The organism is Blastococcus sp. SYSU D00922 (assembly GCF_054050495.1).
Window position 1 is genome coordinate 48,471 of record NZ_JBJGZL010000013.1, and the last position, 20,319, is coordinate 68,789.

Sequence of the window (20,319 nt, forward strand, 5' to 3'; positions counted from 1 at the left end):
TGCATGACCGAGACCGCGCCTGTTCGACGCCTCCCGGACGCCACGAGCGTCGTCGAGGTGTACGGCTCGAAGTTCTTGCTCGAGTGGCTGGACCGGGACGTGCTCGCCTCCGCGGCGGCGCTGCACCTGACCGGTCCGGTCCCTCCCCACGAGGTGCGCCGCGCTGCCTGACGGCGGGCGTCAGGTGGTCTCGGGCACCCGCAGGTGGGCCAGGACGATGTCGTAGACCGCGACGTCGGTGACCTCGGTGCCCATCCGGCTGGTGAACTCCTGGCGCAGCGCCCTGCCCGGCTGCTCGGCCTCGGCCATCGACTGCCGGCTGTCGTAGCCGACCGCCGTCGCGGTGCGACCCCTCTCGCGGTCCACCATCAGGCTCAGGCTGACGAAGCCGGGGAGGTCCTCGATCCGCGGCAGCATGCTCATGCGGAACGTGTCGACGAGCTCGTCGATGCGCGCCGGATCGCCCTGACCCACCAGGACGCGGGCGCAGGCGCCGTTGTGCGTCTCGTGCATCCGGTGCATGACGGCGATCTCCCACTCGTTGACGTCGCCGGCCTCCCCGCCGAGGAGTTCGGCCGCCCGGTGCCGCATGGGCGACATGGGGTCGGCACTGCGGCGCATCGCCTCGGCGTCGGCCCAGGACGTCGTGACGATCGAACGACCGGACGTGCGGTCGCAGAGCATCGAGAGGCCGATGCAACCGTCCATCTGGCGGACCGCCGGCATCATCTTGTCGCGGACGTAGGCGATCCCCTCGTCGAGCACCTGCGGATCGCCGTGCACGGTCGTGGAACGGGCGTACATGCCACCACTCCTCGCCAGGGCGGGCGGGCCCCTGCGGCACCGCCGCCTGTCGAGAGTGCGCGCGACGGGTCCGCACGGTCAACGCCTACGGGGAGCTCGGCCGGGGGACGCTTCGGCTCAGCAGCGCAGCGGGTGGGGCGGCGCCAGCTCATCCACCCAGGGCGGATCGGGCTCTGGAAGCTCGCCCTGTCCGGTCGGCCGCGTGACCCGGGAGACGCCGCTCGGGGTCCGGACCACCACCGACCCGTCGGCTAGCAGCTCGAAACCCCAGCCCGGCGCGAACGTCTTGATGCGGTGGTGGCGCCGGCAGAGGCAGCACAGATTCCAGCAGTCGGTGGGGCCGCCGTCGGCATGGGCCTCGCCGTGGTCGATGTCGCAGCGGGCCGGCGCGCGGCGGCAGCCGGGCCAGCGGCAGTGCCGGTCGCGGACGCGCACGAAGCGGCTCTGCGCGGCGGTCGGGCGGTAGGTGGTCGTCGGTTCCGGCGCCCGAAGACCCGTGCCGTCCTCGACCGGTTTCTCCGGTGGGCCCTCGCCGCTGCGGCGCCGGGCGTCGGCTCGGCGGTTCGACGGGCGGCGCTGACGGCGTCTCCCCGCGGCTCGGCGCAGTTCGCTGCGCGTGCCCACGGCGAGGAGCCGGCCGGTGCCCGGATCGCTCACCGCCACCTGGACGCACCCGCCTGCGGGCGCCGCTCGGACACCCAGCATGTCGAGCTGCTCGAGCAGCTCCCGGCACTGCGCCGCAGTGACCACGTCGCCCGACACCTCGGCGGGCGGCTGGCCGCCGGACGGGTCGAGCGCGGCGAGCGGCGCGTGGATGGTGAGCACGGCGGTGACAGGTGGCCGGGACGCGTCCCACGGCCGGAGCAGCATGTCCGCGGCGATGTCGGCCCGGATCACCCCGATCGGGCGCAGGTCGCCGCCCGACCGCTGCTGGTCGGCGAGCCGTCGGACGGCGTCGACGCAGGCGGCCGATCGCCACACGGGGAGGTCGATGACCACGCGCCCCATGCCGTCCCCCGTCGCCTGGTGGGTGACATCAGCGCGCAGTTCCCGCTCCCGGCGTCGTCTCTCGAGCGCGTCGGCGTCGAGGCGGGCGAGGGCCCGGCGGACGCGCTGGCGGAGCTGCGGCACCGTGCACCCTTCGGCAGCCGGCAGCACGAGCGACTCGATCTCCTCGATTGCTGCGGGCTTCGCGGTGCCGAGGAGGTCGACGAGCGCACGCATCTTCGGGACGCTGATCCGGCCCTCGTAGAGCGCGCTCCACGTCCCGGGCAGTGACGTGGTGAGGATCAGTGACTCGACCAGGACCTGCTCGGCCTCGAGCTCCGAGCAGTTGCGCAGCAGCGCCACCTCCGGGACCAGGGTCTCGGAGAAGTCGGCGAGGAAGGCCGGCTGGCGGTGCCGGCTGTCGAGCCCCGGTCCACCGCGCGGCCCGAACTCCGGGATCCGCTCACGACGGCGCCGGCGGGCGAACCGGGCGAGGGCGACGGCCCGCTCGGCCACGTGCCGGGCCTCGCGGGCGTCGGACGCCCAGATGTCGGCGACGAGTTCCAGCTCCGACAGGGCCGGTGCGAGATCCTCCGGCAGCACGTGGACGGGCACGCCCTCCTCGGGTGCCTCGTCGCCGTCCATGGCTGGACGCTAACCAGCACGTACGACAGTTTCGGTCCACTCGGCGGACGTGGTCCTGTCGTCGTCCCGCAGCGGGAGGGCAGCATGCCCTCGTGACGACCGCGACCGACCACCACGGGCACACCCACCGCCTGGACCTCGCCGACTCGACCGTCCGGGAATGGGACGCGACGGTCCTGTCCTCCGACGCGGAGCAGGGCATCGTGCTCGACCGCTCGGCCTTCTACCCGGGTGGCGGTGGGCAGCCGCCGGACGAGGGCGTGCTGCTGTGGGGCGGCGTCCGCACCCGGATCGCCGGCACGCGCAAGGGGGACGAGCTCTACCTGATTCCCGTCGAGGGCGACCCGGTGCCGCCGCCCGGGACCGCCGTCCGCGGCGCGCTGGACGACGAGCGGCGCACCCAGCTGATGCGCACCCACTCGGGACTGCACGTGCTCACCGGCGTCGTCTTCCGGGACTTCGGCGCGCTGGTGACCGGCGGCAACATGGAGCCGCTGACCGCGCGGATGGACTTCGACCTCGCCGAGGTGCCGCCCGACTTCAAGGACCGCATCGCGGAGTCGGTGAACGCCGAGATCGCCGCCGATCGGCCGATCGAGGTGAAGACGCTGCCGCGGGACGAGGCGTTCGCGATCCCGGACATCATCCGGACGGCGACCAACCTGCTGCCGCCCGACATCGAGGAGGTGCGGATCGTCGACATCGTCGGCCTGGACACGCAGGCGGACGGCGGCACCCATGTCGCATCGACGTCGATGGTGGGCCGGGTGGAGGTCGTGAAGATGGAGAACAAGGGGCGTGGGTTCCGCCGGCTGAGGATCCGGATCGTCTGAGCCTCCGAACCGGCGGGCCGCTGCGGGCGTGCCCAGCTGGTCCCCCTACTGTGGCGCCCGCCGCGCGGACGCTCTGGTTCGCGGGCGACTGGAGGCAGGGACATGGGAAGCCGGCTGGGTCGGATCGCGGTCGCGCTCGGGGCCTGCGTCCTCGTCACGACGTCGTGCTCGTCGGACGACGGCTCGTCGGAGTCCTCGCCCTCGAGCGGCTCGGCGGCCGGCTCCTCCGCGGTCGAGGAGAGCGGGGCCTACCTCGCGCTCGGCGACTCGGTGCCGTTCGGGTACCGGGGTGGGGCGACGGCGGAGTTCCCGGACGCCGACAACTTCACCGGGTACCCGGAGCTGGTCGGTGAGGAGCTCGGCCTCGAGGTGCTGAACGCGTCGTGCCCGGGGGAGACGACGGCGAGCTTCCTGGACGCCTCGGCGCAGAGCAACGGGTGCGAGAACACGCTCGACTCCGACTTCGGATACCGCAAGGCCTACCCGGTGCACGTGCAGTACGAGTCGTTCGACCAGTCGCAGATGAACTTCGCGGTGCAGGCGCTGCAGGAGAACGACGACATCGAGCTGGTCACCCTGCAGATCGGCGCCAACGATGCGTTCATCTGCCAGCGGACGACGCCGACCAACTGCTCGGACGCCGCGGCGCTGCAGAACCTCGGGCAGACGCTGCAGACGAACCTCAACCAGATCCTCTCGACGCTGCGCGGCGAAGCCGGCTACGACGGCCAGATCGTCGTAGTCACGTACTACGCGCTGAACTACTCGGACGCGTTCGGTGTGGCGACCGGTGCCCTGGGCGGTCAGATCGCGCAGCTCGCTGCGACGTACGACGCCGACGTGGCGGACGGCTACGAGGCGTTCCGGGCGGCGGCCGGTGCGGCCGGTGGCGACTCGATCGCGGCGGGCCTGGTGCTGCCGAACGACGTGCACCCGACCGACCAGGGTCAGCAGCTGCTGGCCGACGCGGTGCTGGCGGTCGTCGAGGGCTGAGGCGACGGCAGCGCGTCACTCGCACTTTCGGCTCTGTCCAGCCCCGACGGGCTCGGAGCAGAGGTCCCCTCGTCACGGGGACGCGTCGAGACCGCACCGCCGACCGTGAGTGACGGGTGCCGTCGCCCGTACGAGTGGACGGTGTCCCCGAGAGGGATGGCGGATCGCGTGAGCGTCACGCACGGTGACCAGCGGTCGGCAGGATCGCCGTGTGCTGCGCCGGGGACTGCTGAGGAAGGTCGCCGAGTCAGCAGTCGTCATCGCTGCCGCGCTCGGGCTGATGGCCTTCGGCACGTGGGGCACGTTCGAGGACCCGGCCACCCCGCTCGATCGATCGATCAGCGGCCACCGTTGACGACGCCGGGCGGCGTTTCCCGAGTCAGTTGTACGGGTTCGTGAGCACCGGCCGAGCCTGGAGGACATCGAAGGTCACCGGGGGACCGTCGGTCGTCGTCGTGCCGGGGACGTCGGCCTCGGCGCTTCCGTCGACGGTGAACGTCGCACCCCAGGTGACGGTCAGGTAGGCGGTGTAGGTGCCCGACCGGTACGAGTGCTCGATCGTCTGGGCGGGATAGGGCGCGCCGGGATCAGTGGTGACGATCTGGCCGGTGGCGTCGCCGGTGTGCCAGGTGAATTGCTCGGCGGTGGCCTCGATGACGACCTGGAAGCCGCGGATGTCGACGGTGAACGTCTGCGTCGTGGGGGAGTCGGTGAAGAAGATGACCGGCAGTCCGGTGAGCCCGTTCCCCGGCGGCTGGTGCTGAGTGGTCAGCTGGGGAAGCGGAAGGCGCTGGAAGTAGCTGAACACCTCGGCAGGCGACGGCGGCGGGTTCAGCGGCGTGATGTCGAAGCAGCCCTCGGACTGGAACCGCCAGTCACCGACCGTATCGCCCGGCATCGCCCCAGTCGGGGCAGGCAACAGCGCCGGTGGTTCTCCGGTGGGCGTGTCCGGATCCACGTACATGAGATCCGGGCGAACGATGGGTCGTCGCTCCACGACGAAAAAGCCGACCACCCGACCCAGTTCTGCGGGGGGACACGCGCGCACGTCGGTAGGCGAGCAGTAGCCCGTGGATTCCGCGGCCGAGAGACAGCGGTCGAATAGTCGCCACGCGAAGTCAGACGCTTCGGATTCGGGTGCCCCTACCACGCCCGCTACAGCAGGCCCCTCATAGGTAACCTGCACCGCGCCATCGCCCACTCCAGCCGAGCAGCCACGGATCGAGTTGCACGCTTGTGCGGTGCCCGTCTCAAGTGCGAATGAGGTCGCGAAGCACGCGATAGCCAGCAGTGGCAGGAGGAAGCGCTTCATCCGATTGTGAGCCCTGCTGCGAGCCACGATTTCTGCTCAGGTGACCACGCCAGAGTCATTCCGGAGCCTGCGTTCGGTGACACGGCTTCCTCGCCATTAGGGATCGGCGCTCCAGTGGAGTCGCGGATAGTCAGCGCCTCAACGCGGGCCCCGAAGACGAGTGAAGCCGTGTCACCGTTCAACTGCGGAGCCGTGACGTCGTTGAGCGAGACTTCGCCTCCGTCGTAGGTCCAGCCCGCCGCTGCTGCGTCATCGAAAGCGCGGGCGATGCGTAGACAGGTGTCGCACTCCGGGCTCAGTTCGCGCAGCGGCTCTCCCGCGGGAATGGCTTGCAGGCGATTCAGGAGCTCGATGTAGTAGCGCAGGAATGCCTCCGCGCCTGCGGCGTCCTTGGTGCGGGCTTCGTCGGGAACCGGGAAGTCCTCTGGGCCGAGCGGCGGGAGCGCCTCGGTCGTCTCCGCGGCGCTCGACGAGGGCAGCGTGTCGTTGGCTTCCTGCTTGTCCGAGCAGCCGGTCAGCACCGCCGTCCCGACCAGGACGCCGATGACCGTGCGACGCAGCCCCCGAAGATCACGCACAGCCGGAGAGTAGCCAGTCCGAGACGCGGCCTTCTCGTTCACTGTGGACAGAGCGGCCGTCCACCGCGCGATCGGGTGAACGGCCGTCTCGCCCGTCCGTCAGCGCGACCAGAGCCGGCTCGGCGCCTCGACCATCGGCACGACCTGGCCCCCGGCCGCGAGGTGCAGGCTCCAGGTGCCGTCGATCTGCCCCTCGTCCAGCGCCGAGGACAGGGCCTGGACCCACGCCTCGTCGTCCCCGCGGACGACCGGCTCACCGGGCCGGCAGAGCGCCATCGCGAAGTGCCCGTCGCCGCCGAGCTGGCTCTCGAAGAGCGAGTCGTGCAGTCGCCGCAGGTTCTCGAGCATCGCCGGCTCCGGCACCAGCGGGACGTCGTCGACCGGGATCACGATCGGCAGCATCCGCCGGTCGGGACCCAGCCAGGCCAACCAGAGGCTGCGCGCGCGGAACACCGGCGGTTCGAGCAGCAGCGTCCAGCGGCTGGTGAGGTCGTCGGCGGAGCGGACGGGGACATCGGCGAGGGGCGGGAGCGTCGTCATGCCGGAACCGTGGCAGTTCCGGCTGGCGCACTCAGCCGTTGTCCACAGGCGGCTCAGCGGTGCGGGATGCCTCCCGGGCCGTGGTCGGCCGGGACCTCCTCGCCCTCGAACACCGGACCAGGCGGCGTCCCGTCGCCGAACGGTCGGTCGCCCAGCTGCTCGCGGTCGTGCGGGAGCAGCCAGTGCGACGTGTCCGGACCCGACGGGATGATCTGCGTCGGGTTGATGTCCTTGTGGACGACGTAGTAGTGCTCCTTGATCTGCGGGAAGTCGATCGTGTCGCCGAACCCCGGCAGCTGGAACAGGTCGCGCGCGTAGGCCCACAGCTTGGGGAACTCGGTCAGCTTCTGCCGGTTGCACTTGAAGTGGCCGTGGTAGACGGCGTCGAACCGCGCCAGGGTCGTGAACAGCCGGACGTCGGCCTCGGTGACCTGGCCGCCCATCAGGAACCGCTGGTGCTCCAGGCGCTCCTCCAGCCAGTCGAGCGCGGTGAACAGCCGCTGGTACGCCTTGTCGTACGCCCGTTGCGAGCCGGAGAACCCGCAGCGGTACACGCCGTTGTTGACCTCCTGGTAGACGCGCTCCATGACCTCGTCCATCTCGTCCCGCAGGTGCTCGGGGTAGAGGTCGGGCGCGCCCTCGCGGTGGTAGGCGGTCCACTGGGTGGAGAAGTCGAGGGTGATCTGCGGGAAGTCGTTGGTGACGACGGCGCCGCTCGGGACGTCGACGATCGCGGGCACCGTGATGCCGCGTGAGTAGTTGGGGTCGCGGGCGAGGAACGCCTCCTGCAGCCGCTCGTACCCGAGCACCGGGTCGCGGCCGCCGGGGTCGAGGTCGAACGTCCAGCTGCGCTCGTCGTGTGTCGGCCCCGTCAGCCCCATCGAGATGACCGGCTCCAGGCCCAGCAGCCGCCGCACGATGATCGACCGGTTCGCCCAGGGGCAGGCCCGCGCGGCCACCAAGCGGTAGCGACCGGGCTCCACGGGCCAGTTGCTCGACCCGTCGGAGGTGATCCGGTCCGAGATGTACTTGGAGTCGCGCTTGTACTCGGCCTCGACGTAACCGGACCCGCTGTTGTCGTCACTCACCGTCCCAGCGTTCCCGATGCCGTTCCGGTTCACACCAGCACCCCCCGGACCGGCTGTGGGGGTGGTGTGGGAGCCGTGTGGGTGTCGAGAGAACCGGCCTCTGAGCAGGCTCGATGCCATGACCGAGACCAGCGCCACCACCCTCACCGACGTCCACGACATGGTCGTCGTCCACCGCGTGTTCCGCCGCGAGCTGCGGCTGCTCCCGCAGCTCGTCCGCGAGGTCGCCCCCGGCGACACCGCCCGCGCCGCCGTCCTCGCCGAGCACGGCCGGCTGATCCTCACCGGCCTGCACATGCACCACACCGGCGAGGACGACCTGCTCTGGCCCAAGCTGCTCGACCGCTGCCCGCCCGACGCCGAGCTGGTCAACCGCATGGAGGAGCAGCACGAGCGCGTGCACGACGCCCTCGAGCAGCTCCAGCCGGCGCTCGACCGCTGGGAGGCCGAGGCGCGCCCCGCCGTCACCGAGGAGGTGGCCGCCGGCTTCGACGCGCTCCGCGAGGCGCTGCTCCCGCACCTCGACGAGGAGGAGCGGGAGATCCTGCCGCTGGCCGCCCGCCACATCACGCCCGAGGAGTGGGCGCAGCTGGGCCAGCACGGCCGCGACCAGATGAGGTTCAGCCAGCTGCCGATCCTCTTCGGCGCGGTGCTCGAGGAGGCCACGCCTGAGGAGAAGGTCGAGATGCTGAGCGTCCTGCCGGCGCCGGTCCGCTTCCTCCTGCGCACCGTCTTCGCCCGTAGCTACCAGCGCTACATCACCCGCGTGCGGAACGGCCGGTGATCTCCCGGGCGAGCCCGGGGACGTCGTCCGGGCGCACCCCGCGCCCTCCTTCCCAGGCTCGCCGGAAGGCGTCCTCGCCCAGTTCCGTCCGGACGACGGTCAGCCACTCCCGCGCCATCTCCACGTCCGGCGGGTAGGTGATCGCCACCGACGCCGCCTCCGCGGTCGCCGACCCGGCGGCGAACAGCCGCGTGGCGAGCTCCCACTGGCCGCGGCGGGCGGCCAGCACGGCCAGCCCCGGGACGGCGTAGGCGAGGGTCCAGGTGGTGCGGACCTCGGCCGCGAGCGTGGCGGCCTCGGTCCAGCGGCCGAGCGCGCCCGCGTCGTCGCCCGCGGCCAGGGCGACGCTTGCCTGCACGTTCAGGACGGTCGCCAGCGTGAACGGGCTGCCGAGCTCGCGGGCGATCCGCTCCGCTTCGGCCAGGGCGGCCACCGCTCCAGCGACGTCCCCCTTACCGAACAACAGCTGGCTCTCGGCCATCGCCGTGTGCGCGCGGACCCACGACCGGCCCTCCGCCAGCACCTCGGCCTCGGCGAGGTGTCCCGCCGCCGCGTCCAGGTCGCCGAGGAAGACCGTCGCGGTGGCGGCGAGCACCAGCGCCTCGGCGAGGGTGTCGTGCACACCGGCGGTCCGGGCGGCGTCCGCGGCGACGGTCGCCGCCCAGGCCGTGCCAGGGACGTCGCCGGCGACGAACCGGAGTCCCGCCAGGGTCAGGTGCCGGGCGGCGCGGTCGGCCGGCGGCAGGTCGTCCGGGATGCGCTCCACCGCGGCGATGCCCTCGAGGGCGTGGCCGCGCAGCGCCCAGTAGAGCCAGGTGTCGGCGCCCAGCCGGGCCGCCGTCCCCGGGTCGTGCTCGGCCATCCGGCGCAGGGCGGCGCCCACGTTGTCGTGGTCGCGCTCCAGCCGGTCGAGCCACGCGGCCTGGTCGGCGTCCCGGAGGCCCGCACGGGCGCTCGCCGCCAGCCGGGCGAAGTGTTGGGCCGCGCGGTCGGCCGTCGGGTCCGCCTCGCCGGCCTCCGCCAGCCGGTCGGCCGCGTACTGCCGGATCGGCTCCAGCATCCGGTAGCGGTCGCCGTCCTGCGGGACCACCAGCGACTGCTCCACCAGCCCGGCGAGGGCGGGGACGACGTCGTCGTCGGCGAGTGACTGCGCGGCGTCGAGGTCGAAGCCGCCGGCGAAGACGGAGAGCCGGCGGAGCAGGCGCTGCTCGTCGGCGGTGAGCAGGTCGTGGCTCCAGTCGAGGGTCGCCCGGACCGTGCGCTGGCGGGGCGGCAGGTCCCGGGTGACCGGGGAGCTGACGGCGGAGTCGAGGCGGTCGAGCAGCGCGGAGGGGGAGAGGAAGCGCGCGTGGGCGGCGGCCAGCTCGAGGGCGAGCGGCAGCCCGTCGAGGCGGCGGCAGATCGCGGCGACGTCGGCCGCCGTCCCGCCGGTCAGCGTGATCGGCCGGCCGGCGGCGCGGGCCCGGTCCAGGAAGACCTGGACCGCCGGCGATCCGGCGACCGCCGCCGGGTCGGCACCGGACGGCAGGGGCAGCGGGTCGAGGGGGCGGTCGGTCTCGGCGCGCACCCGAAGCGCGGCGCGGCTGGTGGCGAGGACGACCAGGCCGGGGCAGCGGCGCAGCAGCTCGGCGACGTCCGGCGCGACGTCGAGCACGTGCTCCACGTTGTCGAGGACGACGAGCTGCCGGCGGCCGCCGATGAAGCCGGCCAGCGAGTCGAGCAGGGGAGGGGCGAGCTGGTGCGCGCCGAGCGCCCGCGCGACCGCGGGCAGGACGAGCGACGCGTCGCTCAGCGGTGCCAGCTCGACCACGGCGACGTCGGGGAAGTCGGCGGCCAGCGCCCCGGCGACGTCCAGAACCAGGCTCGTCTTCCCGACGCCGCCCGGCCCGGTGAGGGTGAGCAGCCGGGTGGCGCCCGAGCGGAGCAGCTCCACGACCTCGGACCGGTCGGCGTCCCGGCCGATGAGCGGGACCGCGGGGGCGGGCAGCACCGCGGCGGGCGCTGGTCGAGCCGCCCCGGAGAGCGCCGAACGGTCGGCGTCGTCGAGGCCGAGGGCGTCGGCGAGCGCGCGGATCGTGTGCGGGTACGGCCGCCGCCGCTCGCCCCGTTCCAAGGCGCCGACGGCCTTGCCGGTGAGCGCGGCGCGGGCGGCGAGCTCCTCCTGGGTGAGCGCCGCGCGTTCGCGGAATCCCCGCAGCAGGTCGGCGAACTCCCCGGCGCTCACCGGCAGGAAGGTAGCGGGCTCACGCGGCCGGCGGGGCCCCGCGCAGGCGGACGACGGTGGCGCGGTAGTTGCGCCGGCCGACGACGCGCCACGCGGTGCGGGTCGCCGGGGCGAGGCCGGCCATGAGCCGGGCCCGGTCGATGGCGCAAGCGTCCTCGAGGGCCAGGCCCAGCAGGATCAGCTGCTCGCGGCCGGACAGGTTCGTCGTCGCCGCCCGGCTGACCGTGGCCCACTCGGCAGCGGTGAGGTAGCGGCCGAGCAGCGGGTGGAGGTCGCGCTCCTCGGCGGTCAGGTGCGCGTCGACATGGTCGGCGAGGCGGCTGCAGGCGCGGGCGAAGGCGTTGCGCGACGGGGCTGTGGGGGCGACCGCCCACTGGCGGGCCGAGGTGGAGAGGTCGCGGAGCATGTGGTCCAGCAGCGCCGCCCGGCTGGTCCAGTAGGCGACCGCGTCGCGGGCGCTGTCCTGCTCGCGCGCCGGCAGGCCGCGGAACAGGGCCGGCCACAGCAGCTCCCGCTCGGTGGCGTGGTGCTGGAGCAGCACGCGGGCGATCAGGTCGGCGTGCGCGGTCAGGTCGGCGGCGCGGGTGGCGTCCTCGGCCGGGGCCCAGCTCGCCAGCTCGGCCAGCATCCGGAACTCGCGGCGGACCGCCTGGTGCAGCACGCGCTGGTAGGCGACGGCGGCGGAGTGGCGCGGCGCGTCCTCGACCGGCGTGCGCGGGCTCGGGATGGTCGGGCTGGCGAGGACGGCGGTCATCGGGCACCTCGTGCTTCGGCTGGATCGGTCGCGGTCGACGCTAGGAAGAGAGGTGTCCCGGGCCCCAGATACAGATGTCCCGCGGCGACCGGGACGTGGCCCGCGTGGCACGCCTCACGACGCCCGGGGACGACTTAACAGACGCGTCATCGCCGGGAAACGGGCCGCGCCGGTACCGCGGATGGGATCAGGACGGAAGCGAGCCCCCTCCTGAAGGAGTCCCATGAGTTCCCGTCCCGCGCAGCGCCTGATCGGCCTGGCCGCCTCGGCGGCCGCCGTCGTCGCCCTCGCCGCCTGCTCCTCCGAGTCGTCGGCCGCCGACGGGGGGAGCGGTGGTGGAGGTGGCGAGACCGAGACGGTGAAGATCGGCACGCTGCGCGGCCAGCCCCACTTCTACGCGCCGTTCCTCTACGAGGACTACGCCGAGGACGGCGTGGAGTTCGAGGTCGTCGTCCTCGACAGCACGCCGTCCCTGTCCGACGCGCTGGTCTCCGGCGCCGTCGACTTCGCCGTCACCGGCGTCACCTCGACCATCTCGTCGATCGCCCAGGACCGCGACCTCAAGGTCGTGGCGTCGGCGGCGGACGGCGGGTGGGGCTTCGTCGGCAACGACGTCGACTCGGTGTCCGACCTGGTCGGCAAGAAGGTCGGCTACGTGCAGGGCAGCGCCCCCGAGGTCGCGCTGCGGCTGATCATGGAGGAGGAGGACGTCGACCCGGCGAGCGTGGAGCTGATCGCCGTCCCGCCGCCGGAGCTGGCCTCGGCGCTCGGCAGCGGCTCGATCGACGCGTTCTTCGGCGTCGAGATCGGCGTCTCCCTGGCCGAGGCCGCGGGCGCCGAGGAGATCGCCGACCCGTACTCGACCGCCATCGGCCAGGTGAACATCGGCCTGGCGACCAGCGGCGCCCTCATCGAGGAGAACCCGGAGCTGGTGCAGAAGGTCGTCGACACCCACGTGGCGACGACGGAGTACATGAGCGACAACGTCGACGAGTGGCTGCCGGACATGGTCGCGGAGTTCGGCGGCGACCAGGAGGTGCTCGAGTCGGCGCTGGAGAACTTCACGCTGCGCACCGACCTCAGCGAGGAGTACCAGGGCCAGGTCGAGGCTCTCGCCGGCGAGATGGCCGGCCTCGGCCTGATCGACGAGGCGCCGCCCGTCGAGGACATCATCGACACCGCGTTCGCGCCGGAGAACTGAGCAGCCGTGTCCACCACCGCCGCCGCCGTCGCACCCGCGGGTGCCGAGGGGACCCTGGCGCCGCCCGCCCGATCCCGACGGCGGCGGCGGGGCGCCGACCTGGCACGCACCGTGCTGCTCGGGCTGCCGGTCCCGATCCTGATCCTGATCGTCTGGCACGTGGGCCGGCAGAACGAGTGGGAGCTGCCGTTCGGCATCCGGATGGGCTACCTGCCCTACCCCTCGGACGTCGCCGTCTCCCTCTGGGATTACGCGTTCGGCGGCCTCAACGACGACGCGTTCAGCCAGCTGCTCTGGACCGACCTGGGCGCCAGCGCCACGCGGGTGGCCTCGGGCTTCGCCCTGGCGACGGCGATCGGCGTGCCGCTGGGCATCGTCATGGGCCGGTTCCGGACGGCGTTCGCGCTGTTCGACCCGACCATCAACCTGTTCCGCCCGATCCCGGCGACCGCGTGGGTGCCGCTGGTGGCGCTGCTCATCGGCTACGGCGACCAGGCGTCGATCTTCCTGATCACGCTGTCGGCGTTCTTCCCGATCGTGCTGGGGACGATCAGCGGCGCGCGGCAGGTGCCCGAGCGGCTGCTGGAGGCCGCCCGGATGCTCGGGACGTCGGGGCCCGGCACGCTGCTGCGCGTCGTCCTGCCCGCGGCGGCGCCGGCGATCGTCAACGGCATGCGGGTCGGGCTCGGGCTGGCGTGGGTGATCCTCGTGCTCAGCGAGACGACCGGCGTCCCGGACGGGCTCGGCTCGACCATCTTCCTGGCGCGCGACGTCGTCCGGACCGACCTGATCGTCGTCGGGATGATCTGCATCGCGATCGCCGGCTTCCTCTCCGACCGGCTGCTGATGCTGGTCTTCCGCGTCCTGTTCCGCGACCGTCCGCTGATCAAGTAGGAGCCCGCTCGTGACCATGACCGCGGGCCGGACGGCCGACGTCCGGCTGGATGACCTGAGCAAGGCGTACGCGACCCCGCGCGGGGAGGTGCTGGCCATGGCGGGGGTGTCGCTGGCCATCGCGTCGGGGGAGTTCGTCGCCGTCGTGGGGGCCAGCGGCTGCGGCAAGAGCACGCTGCTGCGCATCCTCGCCGGCTTCGATGCGGCCACCGGCGGGACGGTCGAGGTGGGCGGCGCGCCGGTCACCGGGCCCGGGCCCGACCGCGGCGTCGTCTTCCAGGACTACGGCCTGTTCCCGTGGCTGACCGTGCGGGAGAACGTGCTGTACGGGCCGCGGCGCAAGAAGCTCCCGAAGGACGACGCCGCGCGGGTCGCCGACCGGTTCATCGGGGCGGTCGGGCTGACCCGGTTCGCCGACCGGTACCCCTCGCAGCTGTCGGGCGGGATGCAGCAGCGGGTGGCGATCGCGCGGGTGCTGGCCAACGACCCGTCGCTGCTGCTGATGGACGAGCCGTTCGGCGCCCTGGACGCGCTGACCCGCTCGGACCTGCAGGCGGAGCTCAAGCGGATCCACGCCGAGACGCAGACGACCGTCGTGTTCGTGACGCACTCGATCGAGGAGGCCGTGTACCTGGCCGACCGCGTGGTCGTGATGACCGGCGGCGCCTCGCACGGGGTGCCCGGGCACGTCAGCCGGGTGGTGCCGGTCGAGCTCGCCGACCGCGACGTGACGTCTCCGGAGTTCAACGCGGTCAAGCGGGAGATCGCCGACCTGGTGCACGCCCTCCCGGTGGCCGGTTGAGGTCGACGGCGCCCAGGACGGCACCCGACGCGTCGAGGGCGTCGACGGCCGGCGGTTCCCGGCGCCAGACGACGATCGCGCAGCCGTGCCCGGGAACCGGCAGGAGCCTGCTCCCGACGCGCAGGGCGGCGACCTCCGCGGCGGCCTCCAGCTCCGCGTAGGAGATCCAGTCGCTCCTGCGCCACGGGCGGTCGCCCGAGCTCGCGACGCCGCCTCCGCCGTGGCTGACCGCCGGGGCGCCCAGGTCCGCGAGCGGCTGTCGGGGCTCGAGCACGGCGTACGCCGGTCCGCCGCCCCCGCCGAGCACCCGCCACGTGCCGCCCGTCCGCGCCAGGACGTGCGTCTCCACCAGCGGGACGCCGCTGACGCCCCGGCGCAGGAACATCGTCACGGCGACCTCGCCGTCCCGGTCCACCGCCAGGGGGAGGTGCCGGATGCGACGGCTGAGCCGGGCGACGTCGGGGAGCCGAGCCCCGTCGAGCAGGCGCACGCTCTCGGCCAGGGCGTCGTAGCTCACGGCGCCGGAGGCTAGAGCCGGGACGTCGTGGCGTCGTCCTCGTTTCCGCCGAAGTAGTGGTCGAGGACCTCGCGGAACACCGGCTCCTCGGGGGCCGCGTGCGCGAACAGGGTCATCGACGAGCGGAGCTTCTGGGCGTCGACCGGCCCGAGGACCTGCTCGGCGTCCTCGGTGTCGATCGCGGTGAGGGCGCGGGCGGACTCGACCAGCCGGCGGCCCAGCGTCGGGTGCTGCACGTAGGCGCGCGCCTCGTCGAGGCCGGAGATGGCGAAGCGCTGCGCCATGCCGCTGCGGCCCAGCCCGGCGATCTGCGGGAAGACGAACCACATCCAGTGGCTGCGCTTGCTGCCGGCGCGCAGCTCGGCCAGCGCCTGGTCGTAGGTGTGCGCCTGGGCGTCGACGAACCGGCGGAGGTCGAAGGCATCGCTCACCTCCGCAGGCTCGTCGTGACGCGGCGCGATGGCAACACGGGGTCCTCCGTGCGCCAGGATGCCGGGGCATGGGAGTCCTGCGTGGCGCGACGCTGGCCGCGCTGGCGGTCCTGGTCGGCGGCGGGTGGTTCGGCGGGCTGAGCTTCGTCACCGATCCGAGCGGCGGCGGGATGGGGATGACGGCAGCGGAGCTGCCCGACTGGCCGCTGCTCGACGACTTCGCCCTGCCCGGGATCGCCCTCGTCGTGCTCTTCGGTGTGCTCCCGCTGGTGCCGATCGTGCTGCTGCTGCGCCGTGACGCCCGCGGTTGGACGGCGACGACGCTGGTGGGCGCCGTGCTCGTGCTCTGGATGCTGGGTCAGCTTGCCGCCCTGGGCTTCACCTTCCCGGCGATGCAGGCGACCTTCCTCGTCGTCGGTCTCGCGCTGGTCCTCCTCGGGTGGGCCGGCCGCCGCACCGCCGATGAGTTCCGCCGCCCCCTCCGGTCCTGACCGGCATGCAGACGACGACCCTCGACCTCGGCCCGCAGACCGCCGAGGTCGCCCGCATCGTGGCCGGCGTCCGGGCCGACCAGCTGTGCCACCCGACGCCCTGCGCCGACCTGAACGTGGCCGCGCTGCTCGACCACCTCGTCGGCCTGACTCACGCGTTCGCCGAGGCGGCGGGGAAGGTGCCCCAGCCGCCCGGGCCGTACCCGGACGCCGCGAACCTCGCAGAGGACTGGCGGACGCGCCTGCCGGAGCAGCTCGACGCGCTCGCCGCTGCCTGGCGCGAGCCCGGCGCGTGGGAGGGGCGGACCGTGATCGCCGGCCTGGACCTGCCGGCGAGCGCGGTCGGCCTCATCGCGCTCAACGAGGTGCTCGTCCACGGGTGGGACCTCGCGGCCGCGACCGGTCAGGACTACCGGGCCGACCCGGCGAGCACGCAGGCCTGCCTGGACTACGGCGTCGACTTCGCGGCGAACGCGCCGGAGATGCGCGATGCGATCTACGGGCCCGTGGTCGAGGTGCGCGAGGACGCGCCGGTGCTCCACCGGTTGCTCGGTCAGACCGGCCGCGACCCCGGGTGGACCTCCGCCTGACCCAGCTGCACCGCCGTTGAAAGCCGCAGGGTCGCGCTGAGCCAGAGCAGGACGTCGTGCTGCCGGACGGCGCTCAGCTCGACGTCCCGCGCGCCGAGCTCCGCCGCTAGCCGGGCGAACGCCGCGGCGTTGCCGCTGACCTCGCGGTGGACCACCGCCTCCACGCCGCTGTCCCCCTCGCGCACGTGGGGGAGCAGCTGCCACCGCGTGGTGCGGACCAGCAGCGGCACCAGGTCGGGACGGCGGTGGTGCAGGGCCGCGTTCACGTGCTTCGGCGACACCGCGCGGTCGGTCGCCTCGCGCAGCCGGCGCAGCGCCGCCCCGACGGTGCCCGGCTCGGCCAGCACCGAGAACTCGTCGTCCGGCAGGTCCTCGAACCGGCGCCCGGCGGCGGACTCGGCCACCGCGTCCAGCAGCGGCCCGACGTCCGCGAGGGCTCTCTTCGTCGCCTGCCACGCCTCGGGGTCCAGCCGGCCGTGCAGGCCCTCCGCGGTGAGGACGTCCGGCTCGTCGAGCGGGCCGGTCGAGCGCGGCCGGCGGTCGAACCGCTCGTAGCCGAAGGCGGGGATCTCCGCCCACCGCCCGGTGCGGGCGTTGGGTGCACGGAAGTACAGCGGCCGCCGTCCCCGCGCGTAGCCGACGACCGCGGCGAGGGCGGTGTCGAGCGGGATCGGCTCCGGTCCCGCGCTGGGCAGCACCAGCTGGGCGTCGTCCACCGGTGGCCTCCCTCGTCGGAGGACCCATCGTCGCAGCTCCGGCGCTCGCGGAGGCCTTCCGCCCGGGCGTCGGTGGCCCCTAGGTTGTGCCGCCATGGATGTCGAGCCCGTCGGATCCGTGCCGTCGCCGCGCAGGCCCGTCCAGGTGGTCGGCGTGACCGCCGAGCTCGCCGAGACGCGGAAACGCCTCCGGGAGGCGACGCCGTCGGGGCACTGGGACGCCGTCCTCGCCGAGGTGCAGCGGATGCAGCACGAACTGCACCTCTCGCCGCTGGCCGCCCTGCAGGCTGTCTACGACAAGCTCGCCGCCGGCTGGGTGCCGCCCGCGCGCTAACGCTCAGCCAGCCTGAAACGGATCGGTGAGTGAGGGGACGTCGCTGTCGCGAAGGCCTTACCGCCGCCGAGCCGACTTGGCCCGCTTCCCGCGCCGACCGGTGGAGTGCTCCACTCGCTGTTCGCTTGCCGTTTGGCGGCCCACATCCTCGCCGCCTGCCGTCGCCTGCATGAGAAAGCCGATGGCGGCAATCGCGAGTTGCGCTACCGACGCGCTGACGAAGAGCCAGCGCAGCCACGCGGAATCTGAGAAGTCAGTCAATTCGCCAAGCACGAGAAGGCCGCCGACGAAGGTAAGGATTGCCAAGAGGAGCAGTGCAGTGGCCGGTCGCCCGAGTTTGTCCCCGGGCTTCCTCAAGTCCTCTCGCAGGGCGTAGAGGCCCGCGGCGAGGAAGACGGGGGTGAGGGTGACGATGGCGGCGTAGAAGTCGGGGTGCTGCACGGCAGGCATGCTGCACGATCTGGTTCTCGTTGAGCCGAAGTGCGATCCGATCGGGGTGTCGCAGGCGGCCCGGCAACCGCGGTGACCTCAGTCGGAGAGGTCGAGGCCCGCGCGTTAGACCGTCTCGGGCACCCGCAGGTGGGCGAGGGCGACGTCGAACTCGATGACCTCGGTGATCTGCATGCCGAGGTGGGTGGTGAACTCCTCGCGCATCGCCTGCGCCTGGCCCTTGGCGCGGTTCATGGTCTGGCGGTCCTCGTAGACCGTGGTGATCGCGCTGCGGCCGTTCTCGCGGTTGACGAAGAGGCTGATGCTGCAGAACCCGGAGAGCTCGTGCACCCGCGGGACGATGTGGCTGCGGAAGCGCTCGACGATGCGGTCGGCCGCGCCGAGCGGGCCTCTCGTGTAGATGACGCGGGCGGCGGCGTGCTCCGGCGTCCCGAGCATGCGGTGGAGAACGCCGACCTCCCACTCGGCGATCTCGGCCTCGTCGACGGCGCCCTCGAGGGTCCGGGACAGCCGGTCGCGGATGCCGCCGATCGCCTCGGCGCTCGCGTGCATGGCCTCCTCGTCGTCCCAGGAGGTGGTGACGACGCACAGCCCGGTGTGCCGGTCGACGAGCATCGACAGGCCGACGCACCCCTCGATCTGGAGGACGGCGGGCAGGACGTCGTCCCGGACGTGGGCGATGCCGGTGTCGAGAGCACCGGGCCGGCCGCGGAAGGTGGTCGATCGGGCGTGCATGCGGTGCTCCCCCTGGAATCGACGGCGCCGGTGCCGTCGCCGCCCACTGTGCTGGACCGCCGTCCTCCTGGGAACGGGTTCCGGCACGGCGGCGACCGGTTCGGCGACATGGCCACGCCCCGTGACCGGTCCCGGGGGGCCGGGCGGCTGCCGATAACTCCAGCTGAGGCGACGGATATTCGCGATCCCCGTCGCCGGGGGTGTGGCACTGCATGAGGTTCCGACGAGGGCGGATCGGCAACAAGCTGGCCGTGCTGGCCGGCGCGCGGCCCGACGTGCTGGAGGCGGCGCCGGGTGCCCGCGCCAAGTTCGTGGCGCTGGGCGGCGTGCTGCTGAGCACCGGTGGACTGGCGCTGGTGTCGATGGCCTTCGCGGTGCACATGGCCCTCGGCGCGTGGTGGCCGCTGGCGCTGCTGATCGGGCTGGGCTGGGGCCTCGTCGTCGTCAACCTCGACCGGATGCTCATGGTCGGGATGGCGCACGACTCGTCGCTGAAGCGGAACCTGGTGCTCGCCGTCCCACGCGTGGGGCTGGCGCTGGTGCTGGGCGTGGTCATCGCGACGCCGCTGACCATGCAGATCTTCGCCAAGGAGATCGACACCGAGATCGTGACGATGCAGGCCGAGCAGGGCGACGCCTACCGCGCCTCGCTGGCCGACGACGCCCGCTTCGCGCACCTGCCGGAGCTGGAGGAGCGGATCGCCGCGTCGGAGGCGGTGGTGGCCAGCGGCGGTGTGGCCGATACCGGGCTCGCGGTGGTGCGGGCCGACGTGACCGCCAAGCAGACGGCGCTGGACGCCGAGGTCGCGACCGCGCGCGAGCTGGACGCGAAGGCGCAGTGCGAGCTGGACGGTTCGTGCGGCACCGGGGACGCCGGGACCGGGCAGGCCTACATCGAGGCGCGGCAGGCGGCCGACGCGCAGGCGGCGGTCGTGGTGGCCGCCCGTGCGGCGCTGGACGACGCCGTGGCCGCGGCTTCGGCCGCCGAGTCGCGCAGCGCGTCGCTGGCCGCGTCGTCGCTGGAGACCGACCGCGCCGAGCTGGAGCGTCTGACCGCCGAGCAGGACCGGCTGCAGGCGCAGTTCGACGCGACCAACCAGGGGACCGGCGGGCTGCTGATGCGGCTGGAGGCCCTGGACCGGCTGGGCGACAAGAACGGCACCATGGCCGCCGCCCAGTTCATGCTCTCGCTGCTGTTCATGAGCGTGGAGATCCTCCCGGTGCTCATGAAGATGTTGCTGAACTTCAGCCCACCGACCGCCTACGACAAGCTGGCCGCCCTGCGCGACACCGGCGACGTGGAGATCGAGGAGCTGGCGCAGGAGTCGCGCAAGACCGTCGCCATCGCCAAGGAGGAGCTTCTGGTGATGGCGGAGAAGGAGCGGGTCGACCGGCAGAAGGAGGCGATCCTGGCGCGGCGCCGGGCGGCGCTGGCCGAGGTCGCCGCCCGGACGCAGGCGCCGGCCGCTGCTGCGCCGGCCGCCGTCGAGGAGCCGTCGCGGCCGATCTGGGACACCGGCCCGATCCGGGAGCTGGCCCGCAACGCCGCCGTCCGCACCGTCCGCTCGGTCCGCCGCCGGACCGAGGACCGGGTGCCGACATCCGCCTGAGGTAGA

At 73.1% G+C, this 20,319-nt stretch carries 25 protein-coding genes; 12 read left to right on the forward strand and 13 right to left on the reverse strand.

Annotation, left to right across the window (positions count from 1 at the left end):
* Window positions 1-3: 3 nt before the first annotated feature.
* On the forward strand, window positions 4-171 hold the full coding sequence (locus ACI78T_RS17030) for a hypothetical protein (protein ID WP_456559305.1): 168 nt from the start codon (window positions 4-6) through the stop codon (window positions 169-171).
* 9 nt (window positions 172-180) lie between these two features.
* On the opposite strand, the gene ACI78T_RS17035 is transcribed toward ACI78T_RS17030, so the two are convergent.
* The gene (locus ACI78T_RS17035) at window positions 181-804 is read right to left on the reverse strand and encodes a hypothetical protein (protein WP_456559306.1); all 624 of its coding nucleotides are present in this window, start codon (window positions 802-804) and stop codon (window positions 181-183) included.
* A gap of 117 nt (window positions 805-921) precedes the next feature.
* The gene (locus ACI78T_RS17040) at window positions 922-2,436 is read right to left on the reverse strand and encodes an HNH endonuclease signature motif containing protein (RefSeq protein WP_456559307.1); all 1,515 of its coding nucleotides are present in this window, start codon (window positions 2,434-2,436) and stop codon (window positions 922-924) included.
* Window positions 2,437-2,528: 92 nt separating this feature from the next.
* Here ACI78T_RS17040 and ACI78T_RS17045 point away from each other — a divergent pair, with 92 nt between their 5' ends.
* From ACI78T_RS17045 to ACI78T_RS17055, 3 genes are all read left to right on the forward strand, one after another.
* Window positions 2,529-3,269, forward strand: coding sequence for an alanyl-tRNA editing protein (locus ACI78T_RS17045; RefSeq protein WP_456559308.1), 741 nt, complete (start codon window positions 2,529-2,531; stop codon window positions 3,267-3,269).
* Window positions 3,270-3,371: 102 nt separating this feature from the next.
* Window positions 3,372-4,262, forward strand: a complete 891-nt coding sequence (locus ACI78T_RS17050; protein WP_456559309.1) for an SGNH/GDSL hydrolase family protein — start codon at window positions 3,372-3,374, stop codon at window positions 4,260-4,262.
* A gap of 211 nt (window positions 4,263-4,473) precedes the next feature.
* Window positions 4,474-4,617 carry a hypothetical protein gene (locus ACI78T_RS17055; RefSeq protein ID WP_456559310.1) on the forward strand — a complete coding sequence of 48 codons (144 nt, stop codon included), beginning with the start codon at window positions 4,474-4,476 and terminating at the stop codon, window positions 4,615-4,617.
* 24 nt (window positions 4,618-4,641) lie between these two features.
* On the opposite strand, the gene ACI78T_RS17060 is transcribed toward ACI78T_RS17055, so the two are convergent.
* From ACI78T_RS17060 to ACI78T_RS17075, 4 genes are all read right to left on the reverse strand, one after another.
* Window positions 4,642-5,574 carry a hypothetical protein gene (locus ACI78T_RS17060; RefSeq protein WP_456559311.1) on the reverse strand — a complete coding sequence of 311 codons (933 nt, stop codon included), beginning with the start codon at window positions 5,572-5,574 and terminating at the stop codon, window positions 4,642-4,644.
* Window positions 5,571-6,152, reverse strand: a complete 582-nt coding sequence (locus ACI78T_RS17065; protein WP_456559312.1) for a DUF6318 family protein — start codon at window positions 6,150-6,152, stop codon at window positions 5,571-5,573. The genes ACI78T_RS17060 and ACI78T_RS17065 overlap by 4 nt, the downstream gene beginning before the upstream one ends.
* A 99-nt stretch (window positions 6,153-6,251) precedes the next feature.
* Window positions 6,252-6,692: a hypothetical protein gene (locus ACI78T_RS17070; protein WP_456559313.1), complete on the reverse strand. Its 441-nt coding sequence runs from the start codon at window positions 6,690-6,692 to the stop codon at window positions 6,252-6,254.
* Between the two features lie 53 nt (window positions 6,693-6,745).
* Window positions 6,746-7,780: a glutathione S-transferase family protein gene (locus ACI78T_RS17075; RefSeq protein ID WP_456559314.1), complete on the reverse strand. Its 1,035-nt coding sequence runs from the start codon at window positions 7,778-7,780 to the stop codon at window positions 6,746-6,748.
* A 118-nt stretch (window positions 7,781-7,898) separates the two neighbouring features.
* Here ACI78T_RS17075 and ACI78T_RS17080 point away from each other — a divergent pair, with 118 nt between their 5' ends.
* On the forward strand, window positions 7,899-8,564 hold the full coding sequence (locus ACI78T_RS17080) for a hemerythrin domain-containing protein (protein WP_456559315.1): 666 nt from the start codon (window positions 7,899-7,901) through the stop codon (window positions 8,562-8,564).
* Here the strand turns inward: ACI78T_RS17080 and ACI78T_RS17085 are convergent.
* Together ACI78T_RS17085 and ACI78T_RS17090 are read right to left on the reverse strand one after the other, a co-directional pair.
* The gene (locus ACI78T_RS17085; protein ID WP_456559316.1) at window positions 8,539-10,788 is read right to left on the reverse strand and encodes an ATP-binding protein; all 2,250 of its coding nucleotides are present in this window, start codon (window positions 10,786-10,788) and stop codon (window positions 8,539-8,541) included. The two genes, ACI78T_RS17080 and ACI78T_RS17085, sit on opposite strands and share 26 nt — an antisense overlap.
* A 19-nt stretch (window positions 10,789-10,807) precedes the next feature.
* Window positions 10,808-11,542, reverse strand: a complete 735-nt coding sequence (locus tag ACI78T_RS17090; protein ID WP_456559317.1) for a hemerythrin domain-containing protein — start codon at window positions 11,540-11,542, stop codon at window positions 10,808-10,810.
* 223 nt (window positions 11,543-11,765) lie between these two features.
* On the opposite strand from ACI78T_RS17090, the gene ACI78T_RS17095 reads away from it, so the two are divergent.
* The 3 genes from ACI78T_RS17095 to ACI78T_RS17105 are packed head-to-tail and all read left to right on the forward strand — an operon-like array spanning window position 11,766 to window position 14,439.
* Entirely contained in the window at window positions 11,766-12,743 is a 978-nt protein-coding gene (locus ACI78T_RS17095) for an ABC transporter substrate-binding protein (protein WP_456559318.1), read from the forward strand.
* A 6-nt stretch (window positions 12,744-12,749) separates the two neighbouring features.
* Entirely contained in the window at window positions 12,750-13,637 is an 888-nt protein-coding gene (locus tag ACI78T_RS17100; protein ID WP_456559319.1) for an ABC transporter permease, read from the forward strand.
* A 16-nt stretch (window positions 13,638-13,653) separates the two neighbouring features.
* Window positions 13,654-14,439, forward strand: a complete 786-nt coding sequence (locus ACI78T_RS17105; protein ID WP_456559367.1) for an ABC transporter ATP-binding protein — start codon at window positions 13,654-13,656, stop codon at window positions 14,437-14,439.
* Here ACI78T_RS17105 and ACI78T_RS17110 read toward each other — a convergent pair.
* Window positions 14,390-14,956: a hypothetical protein gene (locus ACI78T_RS17110; protein ID WP_456559320.1), complete on the reverse strand. Its 567-nt coding sequence runs from the start codon at window positions 14,954-14,956 to the stop codon at window positions 14,390-14,392. The genes ACI78T_RS17105 and ACI78T_RS17110 overlap by 50 nt on opposite strands.
* A gap of 11 nt (window positions 14,957-14,967) precedes the next feature.
* Complete coding sequence (locus ACI78T_RS17115; RefSeq protein ID WP_456559321.1) at window positions 14,968-15,387, reverse strand: DUF1810 domain-containing protein; 420 nt, start codon at window positions 15,385-15,387, stop codon at window positions 14,968-14,970.
* Window positions 15,388-15,455: 68 nt separating this feature from the next.
* On the opposite strand from ACI78T_RS17115, the gene ACI78T_RS17120 reads away from it, so the two are divergent.
* Both ACI78T_RS17120 and ACI78T_RS17125 read left to right on the forward strand, forming a co-directional pair.
* Window positions 15,456-15,878, forward strand: a complete 423-nt coding sequence (locus ACI78T_RS17120) for a hypothetical protein (protein WP_456559322.1) — start codon at window positions 15,456-15,458, stop codon at window positions 15,876-15,878.
* A gap of 5 nt (window positions 15,879-15,883) precedes the next feature.
* Window positions 15,884-16,468 carry a TIGR03086 family metal-binding protein gene (locus ACI78T_RS17125; protein WP_456559323.1) on the forward strand — a complete coding sequence of 195 codons (585 nt, stop codon included), beginning with the start codon at window positions 15,884-15,886 and terminating at the stop codon, window positions 16,466-16,468.
* On the opposite strand, the gene ACI78T_RS17130 is transcribed toward ACI78T_RS17125, so the two are convergent.
* The gene (locus ACI78T_RS17130; protein WP_456559324.1) at window positions 16,432-17,184 is read right to left on the reverse strand and encodes a DUF6308 family protein; all 753 of its coding nucleotides are present in this window, start codon (window positions 17,182-17,184) and stop codon (window positions 16,432-16,434) included. The genes ACI78T_RS17125 and ACI78T_RS17130 overlap by 37 nt on opposite strands.
* Window positions 17,185-17,338: 154 nt before the next feature.
* Between ACI78T_RS17130 and ACI78T_RS17135 the strand changes: the two genes are divergently transcribed.
* Window positions 17,339-17,518 (forward strand): hypothetical protein, encoded by a 180-nt coding sequence (locus ACI78T_RS17135; RefSeq protein WP_456559325.1) that lies wholly within the window; start codon window positions 17,339-17,341, stop codon window positions 17,516-17,518.
* Window positions 17,519-17,575: 57 nt separating this feature from the next.
* On the opposite strand, the gene ACI78T_RS17140 is transcribed toward ACI78T_RS17135, so the two are convergent.
* A complete protein-coding gene (locus tag ACI78T_RS17140) occupies window positions 17,576-17,959 on the reverse strand; it encodes a hypothetical protein (protein WP_456559326.1) in 384 nt (127 codons plus the stop codon).
* A 114-nt stretch (window positions 17,960-18,073) separates the two neighbouring features.
* Window positions 18,074-18,703 carry an antibiotic biosynthesis monooxygenase gene (locus tag ACI78T_RS17145; RefSeq protein ID WP_456559327.1) on the reverse strand — a complete coding sequence of 210 codons (630 nt, stop codon included), beginning with the start codon at window positions 18,701-18,703 and terminating at the stop codon, window positions 18,074-18,076.
* Between the two features lie 212 nt (window positions 18,704-18,915).
* Here ACI78T_RS17145 and ACI78T_RS17150 point away from each other — a divergent pair, with 212 nt between their 5' ends.
* On the forward strand, window positions 18,916-20,313 hold the full coding sequence (locus ACI78T_RS17150) for a DUF4407 domain-containing protein (protein WP_456559328.1): 1,398 nt from the start codon (window positions 18,916-18,918) through the stop codon (window positions 20,311-20,313).
* Window positions 20,314-20,319 lie beyond the last annotated feature (6 nt).

What these genes read in the sequence shown, in the direction of transcription:
- ACI78T_RS17030 (WP_456559305.1), top strand. Translation starts at nt 4, where the DNA reads ATGACCGAGACCGCGCCTGTTCGACGCCTCCCGGACGCCACGAGCGTC.
- ACI78T_RS17035 (WP_456559306.1), bottom strand. Translation starts at nt 804, where the DNA reads ATGTACGCCCGTTCCACGACCGTGCACGGCGATCCGCAGGTGCTCGAC.
- ACI78T_RS17040 (WP_456559307.1), bottom strand. Translation starts at nt 2,436, where the DNA reads ATGGACGGCGACGAGGCACCCGAGGAGGGCGTGCCCGTCCACGTGCTG.
- ACI78T_RS17050 (WP_456559309.1), top strand. Translation starts at nt 3,372, where the DNA reads ATGGGAAGCCGGCTGGGTCGGATCGCGGTCGCGCTCGGGGCCTGCGTC.
- ACI78T_RS17060 (WP_456559311.1), bottom strand. Translation starts at nt 5,574, where the DNA reads ATGAAGCGCTTCCTCCTGCCACTGCTGGCTATCGCGTGCTTCGCGACC.
- ACI78T_RS17070 (WP_456559313.1), bottom strand. Translation starts at nt 6,692, where the DNA reads ATGACGACGCTCCCGCCCCTCGCCGATGTCCCCGTCCGCTCCGCCGAC.
- ACI78T_RS17080 (WP_456559315.1), top strand. Translation starts at nt 7,899, where the DNA reads ATGACCGAGACCAGCGCCACCACCCTCACCGACGTCCACGACATGGTC.
- ACI78T_RS17090 (WP_456559317.1), bottom strand. Translation starts at nt 11,542, where the DNA reads ATGACCGCCGTCCTCGCCAGCCCGACCATCCCGAGCCCGCGCACGCCG.
- ACI78T_RS17095 (WP_456559318.1), top strand. Translation starts at nt 11,766, where the DNA reads ATGAGTTCCCGTCCCGCGCAGCGCCTGATCGGCCTGGCCGCCTCGGCG.
- ACI78T_RS17105 (WP_456559367.1), top strand. Translation starts at nt 13,654, where the DNA reads ATGACCGCGGGCCGGACGGCCGACGTCCGGCTGGATGACCTGAGCAAG.
- ACI78T_RS17120 (WP_456559322.1), top strand. Translation starts at nt 15,456, where the DNA reads ATGGGAGTCCTGCGTGGCGCGACGCTGGCCGCGCTGGCGGTCCTGGTC.
- ACI78T_RS17125 (WP_456559323.1), top strand. Translation starts at nt 15,884, where the DNA reads ATGCAGACGACGACCCTCGACCTCGGCCCGCAGACCGCCGAGGTCGCC.
- ACI78T_RS17145 (WP_456559327.1), bottom strand. Translation starts at nt 18,703, where the DNA reads ATGCACGCCCGATCGACCACCTTCCGCGGCCGGCCCGGTGCTCTCGAC.
- ACI78T_RS17150 (WP_456559328.1), top strand. Translation starts at nt 18,916, where the DNA reads ATGAGGTTCCGACGAGGGCGGATCGGCAACAAGCTGGCCGTGCTGGCC.